The organism is Allolucifera butyrica, from assembly GCF_900476375.1.
Classification (GTDB): domain Bacteria; phylum Bacillota; class Negativicutes; order Sporomusales; family UPPP01; genus Lucifera; species Lucifera butyrica.
The window spans coordinates 1-10,299 of the sequence record NZ_UPPP01000104.1 but is presented as its reverse complement, the minus strand read 5'-3'; the positions used below and the strand labels follow the sequence as shown (position 1 = coordinate 10,299).

General features: G+C 49.3%; 14 protein-coding genes. All 14 read right to left on the bottom strand.

Translation table 11 applies throughout. From position 1 onward, the window contains the following. Positions 1-292: F0F1 ATP synthase subunit gamma (locus tag LUCIF_RS20840; protein ID WP_207858218.1), on the bottom strand; the 292-nt coding region annotated here is incomplete at its 3' end. 102 nt (positions 293-394) lie between these two features. Next, positions 395-1,903, bottom strand: coding sequence for a F0F1 ATP synthase subunit alpha (gene atpA, locus LUCIF_RS20835; RefSeq protein WP_122629767.1), 1,509 nt, complete (start codon positions 1,901-1,903; stop codon positions 395-397). Then, positions 1,900-2,472 (bottom strand): F0F1 ATP synthase subunit delta, encoded by a 573-nt coding sequence (locus LUCIF_RS20830; protein WP_122629766.1) that lies wholly within the window; start codon positions 2,470-2,472, stop codon positions 1,900-1,902. Before LUCIF_RS20830 ends, atpA begins: the two co-directional genes overlap by 4 nt. A 49-nt stretch (positions 2,473-2,521) precedes the next feature. Continuing rightward, the gene (gene atpF / locus LUCIF_RS20825) at positions 2,522-3,025 is read right to left on the bottom strand and encodes a F0F1 ATP synthase subunit B (RefSeq protein WP_122629765.1); all 504 of its coding nucleotides are present in this window, start codon (positions 3,023-3,025) and stop codon (positions 2,522-2,524) included. A gap of 147 nt (positions 3,026-3,172) precedes the next feature. Continuing rightward, entirely contained in the window at positions 3,173-3,424 is a 252-nt protein-coding gene (atpE, locus tag LUCIF_RS20820; RefSeq protein WP_122629764.1) for a F0F1 ATP synthase subunit C, read from the bottom strand. Positions 3,425-3,481: 57 nt separating this feature from the next. After that, a complete protein-coding gene (gene atpB, locus LUCIF_RS20815; protein WP_122629763.1) occupies positions 3,482-4,171 on the bottom strand; it encodes a F0F1 ATP synthase subunit A in 690 nt (229 codons plus the stop codon). 18 nt (positions 4,172-4,189) lie between these two features. Beyond that, a complete protein-coding gene (locus LUCIF_RS20810; protein WP_122629762.1) occupies positions 4,190-4,627 on the bottom strand; it encodes an ATP synthase subunit I in 438 nt (145 codons plus the stop codon). Positions 4,628-4,638: 11 nt separating this feature from the next. Then, entirely contained in the window at positions 4,639-4,854 is a 216-nt protein-coding gene (locus LUCIF_RS20805; RefSeq protein ID WP_122629761.1) for an AtpZ/AtpI family protein, read from the bottom strand. Positions 4,855-5,103: 249 nt separating this feature from the next. Then, positions 5,104-6,237, bottom strand: coding sequence for a non-hydrolyzing UDP-N-acetylglucosamine 2-epimerase (gene wecB / locus LUCIF_RS20800; protein ID WP_207858220.1), 1,134 nt, complete (start codon positions 6,235-6,237; stop codon positions 5,104-5,106). 94 nt (positions 6,238-6,331) lie between these two features. Next, entirely contained in the window at positions 6,332-7,360 is a 1,029-nt protein-coding gene (locus LUCIF_RS20795) for a glycosyltransferase family 4 protein (protein ID WP_122629759.1), read from the bottom strand. Positions 7,361-7,578: 218 nt separating this feature from the next. Next, positions 7,579-8,238, bottom strand: coding sequence for a nucleoside triphosphate pyrophosphohydrolase family protein (locus tag LUCIF_RS20790; RefSeq protein WP_122629758.1), 660 nt, complete (start codon positions 8,236-8,238; stop codon positions 7,579-7,581). An 83-nt stretch (positions 8,239-8,321) separates the two neighbouring features. Further along, a complete protein-coding gene (locus tag LUCIF_RS20785) occupies positions 8,322-8,747 on the bottom strand; it encodes a response regulator (RefSeq protein WP_122629757.1) in 426 nt (141 codons plus the stop codon). 173 nt (positions 8,748-8,920) lie between these two features. Beyond that, positions 8,921-9,502 carry a YqaA family protein gene (locus tag LUCIF_RS20780; protein WP_122629756.1) on the bottom strand — a complete coding sequence of 194 codons (582 nt, stop codon included), beginning with the start codon at positions 9,500-9,502 and terminating at the stop codon, positions 8,921-8,923. Between the two features lie 136 nt (positions 9,503-9,638). Next, on the bottom strand, positions 9,639-10,124 hold the full coding sequence (locus LUCIF_RS20775) for a deoxycytidylate deaminase (RefSeq protein WP_122629755.1): 486 nt from the start codon (positions 10,122-10,124) through the stop codon (positions 9,639-9,641). Between the last annotated feature and the right edge of the window lie 175 nt (positions 10,125-10,299).

Here is a 10,299-nt window from a genome sequence, read left to right as displayed (position 1 = left end):
CTTTAAACAGATTGGAGGCATACGCTCCCGCCAGTCCTTTATCGGAGCTCAACACCAGGTAGCCCGTTTTGTTCACGTCCCGTACCACCAATAACGGATGTACCGCGTCACCTGCCCCGGCCGCCACATGCTTCAGGACTTGTCTGATTTTTTCCGTATAGGGCCGGCTGGCATTCGCCTTTTCCTGCGCCCTTCTCAGCCGGGCCGCCGCCACCATCTTCATGGCCTTGGTGATCTGCTGGATGTTTTTTACACTCTTGATTCTTCGCCGTATATCTCCTGCACTTGGCATCTCTTTATCACCCCATTTCCTGGCGCTTAGCTCAGGGCTCCCGGCTCAAAGCTCGGAGCGGGAGGAGCCTTATGCCCCTCTCCGCGCCCTGCGCCTTGTGCCTCACCGGAATAGCGTATCCTTGTATTCTTTTATCGCTTTCTTCAAAGCCGTTTCGCATTCGGCGTCAATCATTTTCTTTTCCCGGATCCCCTTGGTTACTTCCGCATAGTTGGCCCGCATGAATTTTAAGAGGTCCCCTTCAAATTTGGTCACTTCTTCCACCGGCACATCGTCAATGTAGCCGTTTACTGCTGCGTAAATAGCCACTACCTGTTCTTCTACCGGCAGCGGCGAATATTGCGGCTGCTTCAGCATTTCCATGGTCCGCTGGCCCCGGTCGAGCAGTGCCTTGGTTACTTTATCCAGGTCCGAGCCGAATTGGGCGAACGCTGCCAGTTCCCGGTATTGCGCCAGGTCCAGCCGCAGCCTTCCCGCTACTTGTTTCATCGCCTTGATTTGCGCCGAACCGCCTACGCGTGATACGGATAAGCCTGCGTTGATTGCCGGCCGCACCCCCGCATGGAACAGTTCACTTTCCAAGAAGATCTGCCCGTCCGTAATTGAAATCACGTTCGTCGGGATATATGCCGATACGTCCCCTGCCAGCGTTTCGATGACCGGCAGCGCCGTTATGGACCCGCCTCCCAGTTCACCGGACAGTTTCGCTGCCCGTTCCAACAGACGCGAGTGGAGATAAAAAACGTCGCCCGGATAGGCTTCCCGGCCCGGCGGACGCCGCAGCAGCAGGGACATGGCCCGGTACGCCGTGGCATGTTTACTCAGGTCGTCGTACACGCACAGGACGTGACCGCCTTTATGCATAAAATATTCGCCCATGGCTACTCCGGCATAGGGCGCCAGATATTGCAGCGGCGCACTGTCCGAGGCCGACGCCACCACTACGATGGTATATTCCATCGCTCCGTGTTCTTCCAGCGTATGTACTACCCGCGCCACCGTCGACGCTTTCTGCCCGATCGCCACGTAAATGCAGGTAACTCCCTGCCCTTTTTGGTTGATTATGGTATCTACCGCGATAGCTGTTTTGCCTGTCCCACGGTCGCCTATGATCAATTCGCGCTGACCGCGCCCAATCGGCACCATCGAGTCAATGGCTTTCAGTCCCGTTTGCAGCGGCTCTTTTACAGACTGTCTGTCCGCAATTCCAGGGGCTTTATATTCCACCGGCCGGAATTCGGTCGTATGAATCGGCCCTTTGCCGTCCACCGGCTGCCCCAGGGCGTTCACTACCCTGCCTACCATGGCCTCGCCTACCGGCACTTCCATGATTCTTCCCGTTCTCCGTACCGTGTCGCCTTCTTTGATCAGCGTCTCGCCGCCCAGCAGTACACCGCCGACGTTATCTTCCTCCAGATTCAGCACCATGCCGTAGACTCCGCCCGGAAATTCCAGCAGTTCTCCCGCCATTGCCTTTTCCAGTCCGTGGATCCGCGCGATGCCGTCACCGACTTCGATTACGGTGCCTACGTCGTCCACATTGAGGTCTACCTGGTAACGCTCGATTTGCTGTTTGATTATCGAGGTTATTTCTTCTGGCCTCATTTTCATATCTCGTTCGTCACCCCAATCTTTGTCACTTCCATATTCATCAGCGCCGTTTTCAGCATCTGCATTTGCCGGGCCACGCTGCCGTCTATCAGTTTGTCCCCCATTCGCACGATCACTCCGCCGATGATGCTCTTGTTTATGTTGGTTTTTAATATCACTTGTTTGCCTGTCACCGTGCTCAGTTTTTTCGCCAGCGCCTCTTCTTCCTCCGGCGTCAGCGGCAGGGCGGTGGTGACCTCCGCCTCGGCAATGTTGCGGGCCTGATTGGCGAGTTGATTATATTCCTTCAGTATATCCGGCAATGCGGTTTCCCGCCGTTTATCCACCAGCAGCAGCAAAAATTTATAGACAAAATCAGTCAGTTCGCTCTGGAATATTTGCCGGAGCACTTCTTTTTTAGCCTCCGCCGGGACCCGCGGGTGATACAAAAGCGTTGCCAATTCTTCCTGTCCCTCAATGGTGCTGCCCACTGCGGCCAATTCCTTTCCTACGGATTCCAGCTTATTATTTTCCACTGCCAGTTCATAGATGGCCTGGGCGTATTTGGCTGCCAACTGGCTCGTTTGCATGCTTAACCACCTAATTTCCCGAGACCGCTGCCGCGGCCTCTCGCGCATTTTAGTTTGTATAAGAGTTTAACTTGCCTGAGTCCAACTGATCAATAAAGTCCCTGATCAGCTTGCTGTTCACTGCCGCATCCAGGTTCTGACCGACAATTTTGCCAGCAGCCGTCAAGGACAGGGCAACTACTTCATTTTTTAATTCGGACAAAGCCTGCTCTTTTTCCCGCTGGATTTCCTCCTGAGCCGCTTTCAGCATCCGGGCGTGTTCCGCCCGCGCTTCCGCCAGAATTTCCTCCTTGTTTTGCTCGGCCAATTTGGTTGCCTTGTCGACAATCTCCTGGGCTTGCGTCCGGGCCTGAGCCATTTGCTGCTGGTATTCCAGCCTCAAGTTTTCCGCTTCCGCCCGTTCCTTTTCCGCCGCTTCCAGACTGCCGGCTATTTTTTCCTGCCTTTCCGCCAGGGTTTTCATCAGCGGTTTATAGGCTACTTTTACCAAAATGGCCACCAGAATGAGAAAATTTATGATTTGCGCTAGTAGCGTCGCATTAAAATTAAGCAACGAGGGTACCTCCTCTTTCCGGTGTTAATTGAAGACCTGCCTGTATCAGGTCTCCCGGGACCTCGATAAAAGCCGCAATCCTGTACAAGCTCCGCATGATAATAGAGGCGCTGGCAGGACTTCCTGCCAGACACCCTATAAAACGGTTTACTTTACAAACGGATTGGCATACACCAATACAATGGCGATAACCGTGGCAATAATAGGAATCGATTCGATCAAACCTACTGAAATAAGCATGTTCACCAGGATCGTTCCTTTTGCTTCCGGTTGTCTTGCCATCCCTTCAACCGCCTTGGCCGTAACGGAACCGTCACCGATCCCTGCGCCGACAGCAGCCAGGCCAATAGCAAGACCAGCTCCGATTAATGAACCGGCAACCATAATAGCGTGTTCCATATTTAGTTCCTCCTTCCTCCATGAAATTGCCATAAAATTCCAATATACTCAATTAAATTAGTGATGTTCATTGTTAACGGAATTCGCCAGGTAGGACATGGACAGCATGGTAAAGATAAATGCCTGCACCAAACCTACAAATACGCTGAAACCAAGCCAGACAATGTTCGGCACCGGTATCCATTTCGGCACCAGCATACCCAGTATAATGATCATAACCTCACCGGCCAATATGTTGCCGAATAGACGGAAAGCCAGCGTTACCGGCTTAGCCAGTTCTTCGATGAGGTTAATAATCACAAACGGGATAAAAGGCTGGAAAAAATGCTTCACATAATTGACTATCCCTCTGTTTTTCACACCTAGAATATGCACCAGAACCACTACCATCAAGGCCAGGCCCATAGTAGTATTGATGTCATTGGTGGGTGACGAAAGTCCCGGGACCAGGCCCAGCCAATTGGCAATCAGTAAAAATAAAAACAGAGTAATAATCAGGGGCGATAATTTTTTACCATTAGGCCCCATAGCGCCTTCAATCTGGTCCAGCAGAGCGGTTACCGCCATCTCTAAAAGATTCTGCCAGCCCCGGGGCACCAGTTCCAGTTTTCTGGTTGCTAAAACCGCAATCAGAATAACAATTGCCATCGCCAGCCAGGTCATATAAAGCGTATCCATATTGAAAGTAAGACCGGCCAAATGCGCCAGTTTATGTACTCCAATATCTGCTCCTCCACCGTGTTCCATAAAATCACTCCTTTCTCATTATTTTTTGTTGTGTTGCGGACCGTACTGCTTTACAGCCGATAGGACCGCGTGGGTGAACAGAATAACATGAAGTGAAAATAAACCTGCTATTACACCAATAAAATTAATATTCGGCAGTGTAATAGTCAGGATCATAGCTAAAATAACGAAGGTCAGCCGGATCATCCAGCCTGAACGCATATAAGCTACGGCCTTTGCCGGAGGATAGGCGGCACTTTTTTGGACGCGGTAACACATTAACAGGAAATAGACCATGCTGGTGGCCGTACCAATCAAGAAACCGTTACCCAGCGGAATCAATCCGCTCACATAAGCTCCGCCTGCCGTAATCAGACCCCAAAGACCCAAATCCCGTAATGTGCGTCTCACCTGAATAGTATATTCCTGCATCCTTCCACCTTTCCAACTGCCATCCTCGAAAACGGCTTGTCCCATACTAATTTCCTTTACGATTTACCTACAATCCGTTTATAAGTTGTCCACAAGCCGGCAACCATGCCCAGCACAATTCCCAGGACACTAAACCAGGGACTGGTATTCAGCCATTTGTCGGTCCAATGTCCGGCCGCCAGCCCGACAAGCACATTAGCGGCCATAATGAAACCGATACTTCCGGCTGTTGCCAATGCGGAAAACATCTGTCCTTTATCCTCTTCCCGCATCGATTCCACCCCCGCATCCCGACTTAGTTAGACTAATTCCGGCAAACCACCGGACAGGTCTTACTAAAAGTAGTATACCCTTGGAAATTAGAAGTTATCAGCCTGGGAATACGACTGTAATGGTATGGTGATTTTACCAAAAACATAATATAGCTTATTCGCGATATAGTAAAAAAATCCTGCTATTCATCTATCGAACGACAAGAAATTACATTTCTTCAGAAAAATCGCCGCCATGATTTGCTTTTCTTAGGCAAAGGGTTCGGGCTTTACTCCCGAATAGCCATAGCGGAATAAAATCGTCTGCACAATCCGCCGGGACGCCAGACCGTCACCATAGGGATTGCAGGCACCGGACATAGCCTGATAGGCCTCCGAATCCGTTAGCAACTGCCGGGTTTGCTGGTGCACTTTCTCCCGGTCCGTCCCTACCAGTCTTACCGTACCGGCCGCTACCGCTTCCGGACGTTCGGTGGTATCCCGCAAAACGAGCACCGGTTTTCCCAGCGCCGGCGCCTCTTCCTGCACGCCGCCCGAGTCGGTCAAAACTAAATAAGACCGGGCCATTAGATTGGCAAAGGGTTGATAATCCAGCGGATCAATCAAATGAACCCGTTCCGTACAACCTAACTCCGTCTTAACCACATCCCGTACCCGGGGATTTTTATGTACCGGAAATACGACTTCCACATCGGAAAATTCGCGGACAATCTCCCGCAGGGCCTGATATACGTGCCGCATAGGCTCACCGAGATTCTCCCGGCGGTGAGTTGTCACTAAAATAATTTTTTGACTGCTAAAGTTGATCCGGCTAAGCAGTTCATCCTGAAACACATACTGCTTGTCCACCGTGGCCATCAAAGCATCAATCACCGTGTTGCCTGTAACGACAATATTCGCTTCCGGCGTCCCTTCCTGCAGCAAATTTTGTTGAGAAGTCAAGGTCGGCGCAAAATGAATATCCGTCAGCGCCCCCGTTAATTTGCGGTTCATTTCCTCCGGAAAGGGAGAATATTTATTTCCCGTTCTAAGTCCCGCCTCCACATGGCCGACCGCCGTTTGATGATAATATGCGGCTAGCGCGCCGGCAAAGGTTGTGGTTGTATCGCCATGGACCAGTACAATATCCGGTTTTTCGGCAGCCAGTACCTGATTCAGTCCCTGCATGGCCCGGGTGGTTATATCAAACAAGGTTTGCCCCTGGCTCATAATGTCCAGGTCATGGTGCGGCGTAATAGAAAATAAATGCAGAACCTGATCCAGCATTTCCCGGTGTTGGGCCGTAACCGCTACCACCGGCGTGATTAAATCCGGGTATTTATTCAGTTCCAGTACGACGGGTGCCATTTTGATGGCCTCCGGCCGGGTACCAAATACAGTCATGACTTTCAGTTTTGACACCAAAAACACCTCTCAGTAAATAGTTTAGGTCAAGAAAATGGGCAGGCATAATGCCCGCCCATTTTAATTATCCGGTTCAATGGCTTCCCACAGATTTTGTCGTTTTGAGGACGCCGATTTTTCTTGCTCCCAGGAAAGCCACCACGATCAACCCCATAATAATCAGCGATGCATATCCCAGATTCACTTCCGTCAAAACAATGGCGCTCAGTCCCAAACAGCCGCTGATCACATACATGAGCAAAACGGCCTGCTTTTGACTCAAGCCCATTTCCAACAGCCGGTGGTGCAGATGACCTTTATCCGGTTTGAAAATCGGTCTGCCATTCATATAACGGCGAATGATCGCAAAGGCGGTGTCCATAATCGGCAGGCCCAGCGCCACAATTGGCACAACCAGAGCAATGGTAGCCGCACTCTTTACCGTTCCGATTACCGAGATGGCCGCCAGCATATATCCCAGGAACATACTGCCCGTGTCACCCATAAAGATCTTGGCCGGATTAAAATTATGCTGCAAAAAACCAAGGGCACTGCCGGCCAGTGCTGCCGTTAGAATCGCAACGGACCAGAAGTCCTGCTGCAACGCCACCATTAGAATCGTAATTGAAGCAATCGTAGAAACACCGGCCGCTAATCCGTCCAGACCATCAATTAGATTCACCGTATTGGTAAGACCGACAACCCACAAAATTGTCAAAGGAATCGCGAAATAGTCCAGATAAAGCATGTCGCCAAACGGATTTGTCAGCCAATCAATACGTACATTGAACAAAATAAGTACACAAGCCGCTAAAATCTGTCCCAGCAATTTAACTTTTGGCGGCAGTTGTCTCATATCGTCAATAATACCAACAATGAGGATCGTTGTGCCCCCCAGCAAGAGTCCCAAAATCTCCCGGCTAACATGCATGCTGGCAAGAACAGCCAGCACAAAACCGGCATAAATAGCCAGACCACCCATCCGGGGAATCGGCTTGGTATGCACCTTGCGGGCATCCGGCGCATCCATGGCACCCGCTTTAATTGCTAAATATTTAACTTTGGGAGTAATAAAATAAGCTACTGCCAAAGCAATGGTAAAGGCCACCAAATACGTCTGCATTAATCATGCACCTCATTCCTAATTCGCGCAGAATAGTAAGAAAAATTATACCGCAATCTCATCCTTTATCTTCTACTTTTCCAACAGTCCCATTCTACATCACTTACGTAAACCTTGTCAATCAACGACAGCCGGTTAAAATTTTACCTATCTCTAGTATTTTCATTGCCAGTAACTATATACGTGAAAAAACCAATCTATTTTCTTATAAATGCCAATTAAACACAATATCCTTTGCAGCGTAATTTTGCCACGTGCTTGTCGGTTAGGCGCCGGATATCAACGCCGTAATTTTCTGCCAAAATATACATCATCGTGAAACAGCACTGCGCTACATCCAGTAATTCCAAGGCACAGCCCATTAACACCTCATCCTGGGTCAACTCACGCATTTCTCCCGACGCGCCGGCCCGTTTCCCCAGAAACTGGGTCAACTCCCCCAATTCCTCCTGAATCTTACATACTGTCGTCAGCAGGCTGACACCGGGCAGTTCCAGACGGGGAAGATTTAGGGACTTGAAGGATCCTGTCGTCGCAACGCTATAGCTCCCCCGGCAGTCAAACTCATAGCCCTTAGCAGTTAGCTTGGTAAGATGTACGTCAATCAACGCGTCGGCCTGAATCCCATAATCCTCTTCCATGACAAAAATCATCGTCACACAGGTTTGAGCAACATCCAGTAATTCTTCCGACACATCGTTCAAAAGATCCCGGGCGAACCGGTTATTTTCACTTTCTGGCCAGTCAAGCGTTTCGTGCGGCAGAAATTTAAGCACCGCCCGGGCCAGTTCCCCCGCTTCCTCTACCGCTTTTAACAAAGTGGAATCCAAGGTAGGCCGTAATTGATTCAATTTCGGCAAATAAATTGCTTCTAACATATACCTTCCTCATTTATCCTTTGATTTATTCTAAATGCTCGCCGCGCCTAGTATCCGCATTTTTTTTAAGCAGAGGCTCACCCTCAGAGTATTTCGCTTAAGGTCCAGTACTTATCCAGTGTCGCCATTGCTTCCACAAATTTTTCGAAGGAAACCGGTTTCAGAATGTAACCGGCCACATTGAAATGAAATGCATCGACTACATCCCGTTCTTCATTGGAAGTCGTCAGCACCACGACAATCAGAGAGCATAATTCCGGGTCGGCCCTCAGTTCGCGAAGAAATTCAATCCCATTCATTCTGGGCATATTCAAGTCCAATAAAACGATGCACGGCGTAGGAACAATGGGCTCCGTCCCCTGCCCCCGCAGCATCGCCAACGCTTCCAGACCGTTGTTCGCCACAAACAGGGCGTTCGTAATCCGGTTTTTCCGAAACGCCCGCTGTACGTTCATAATATCCACTTCATCATCTTCCACCAGCAAGATATTAATGGATTTGTCCCGCATAAAACCGCACGCTCCTTCGAAAGCCAGAATTAAACGTATTTATATATTTCTCCACGAAACAACAAAATCCCGCTGGTTTCTAATTCGTTAGGGACGTTTTTTTACGGAGTTTCGACTCATAGGCGGGGCTCAGGGCAAACAAAAAAAACACACCCTCACAAAGAGGGTGCGTTTTACGCTCTTTCCGTCCGGCTTTGCCGGTTTCGCCGCAGCCAGTACCATAAGCAGCCGGTCAATAAAATGGCCAAAAAAGTAACTGTCACGACCTCATCGGTATGATCGGTAAAGATATGTGCCGCCCTGGCACCAAAATAATAAAGGAACAGACTTTCCAGTAAAAAGCGCTTGGCCCTGCCGATCAGGGAAATACCAGCAAACACTTTCAAATCGATTTTTATGGCACCGGCCATAATGCTAACAAACTTATACGGAATCGGAGCTAAGGCTGCTAAAAAAATCACCCATTTCGCATTCTGTCCCAGTCCCGTATCCAAACGGGCCGCATACTTTGCCGGCAGCATCCGCCTGACGGCGGTTTGTCCTATTTTACGTCCCATTCCATAGCCGATAAAACCGCCGCCAACGGAAGCGGCGGTAGCGGCCAGTCCGAAATAAACGGCATTTTCCGGCTCCGCCAAAGCCAGGGGTATCAATACCAAATCAGGCAATATGGGAGAGCAAAACGATTCGGTAAAAGCAGCTAAAACAAGGCCCCAAAATCCCCAGCCCAATAGAATTTCAATCCATTCCTGCATTTCAATCTCCCGATTTTTTTATCAGGACACAAAATCGCATCCCGGTATAATTAACTACATTTTACAGTTAATTATACCACGTGTAAAAAATTCTAGGCAAGACGCAAATCAGCTTAACCTTAATTACAAATTTTCTTCAACAGTCTTCTATGGCATTTATATCGGGGAGTTCACCGGGCTTGCGCGTTACTACGCTGCCATCGGCCTCCCAATATACGACTTTGTCGATCATCGCATTCTTAATCATCCGCCGGCATAGCAAACAAGGCTTGCCGGAAGCAAGAGAACCGTCGGCATTAAAGCCGGCTACATAAATTGTCGCTCCTTTCATTTTTAACGGCTCCCCGTTAATAATTGCATTTTGCTCGGCATGAACGCCGACACACAACTCATATCTTTGTCCTTTGGGAACCTTCAATGCCTCCCGTTTACATATCCCTGTATCAATACAGTTCGCCTCACCCCGGGGTGAACCGTTATAACCCGTACTGACAATAATATTGTCCTTGACAATCACCGCGCCATAACGTCTTCTCAGGCAGGTCGATCTTCTCCCGATTACCCGGGCCGTTTCCAAGAAATATTCAGTCCAGTCCGGTCTGTTAGAGCCTGTCCCGCTCATCACTTTAGCCTCCTTTGGCAATCAAAGCCACTTTTCACAGTTCTCTTCTCCTAAGACAGATAAACTTCTTTTCAGCCGTTTTCCAGCCGCTTCCCGATTAAATCAGATGGTATCCGCTATTGATTCGGCAAAATTTAAAATTCTTCCTTTCTATACAATTTCCTTAACGTAATTA

Excerpts from the sequence above, each read along its gene's own strand:
- atpA (WP_122629767.1), bottom strand. The coding sequence starts at position 1,903 with ATGAAAATGAGGCCAGAAGAAATAACCTCGATAATCAAACAGCAAATC.
- LUCIF_RS20830 (WP_122629766.1), bottom strand. The coding sequence starts at position 2,472 with ATGCAAACGAGCCAGTTGGCAGCCAAATACGCCCAGGCCATCTATGAA.
- atpE (WP_122629764.1), bottom strand. The coding sequence starts at position 3,424 with ATGGAACACGCTATTATGGTTGCCGGTTCATTAATCGGAGCTGGTCTT.
- atpB (WP_122629763.1), bottom strand. The coding sequence starts at position 4,171 with ATGGAACACGGTGGAGGAGCAGATATTGGAGTACATAAACTGGCGCAT.
- LUCIF_RS20810 (WP_122629762.1), bottom strand. The coding sequence starts at position 4,627 with ATGGGACAAGCCGTTTTCGAGGATGGCAGTTGGAAAGGTGGAAGGATG.
- LUCIF_RS20805 (WP_122629761.1), bottom strand. The coding sequence starts at position 4,854 with ATGCGGGAAGAGGATAAAGGACAGATGTTTTCCGCATTGGCAACAGCC.
- wecB (WP_207858220.1), bottom strand. The coding sequence starts at position 6,237 with ATGACTGTATTTGGTACCCGGCCGGAGGCCATCAAAATGGCACCCGTC.
- LUCIF_RS20795 (WP_122629759.1), bottom strand. The coding sequence starts at position 7,360 with ATGCAGACGTATTTGGTGGCCTTTACCATTGCTTTGGCAGTAGCTTAT.
- LUCIF_RS20790 (WP_122629758.1), bottom strand. The coding sequence starts at position 8,238 with ATGTTAGAAGCAATTTATTTGCCGAAATTGAATCAATTACGGCCTACC.
- LUCIF_RS20785 (WP_122629757.1), bottom strand. The coding sequence starts at position 8,747 with ATGCGGGACAAATCCATTAATATCTTGCTGGTGGAAGATGATGAAGTG.
- LUCIF_RS20780 (WP_122629756.1), bottom strand. The coding sequence starts at position 9,502 with ATGCAGGAATGGATTGAAATTCTATTGGGCTGGGGATTTTGGGGCCTT.
- LUCIF_RS20775 (WP_122629755.1), bottom strand. The coding sequence starts at position 10,124 with ATGAGCGGGACAGGCTCTAACAGACCGGACTGGACTGAATATTTCTTG.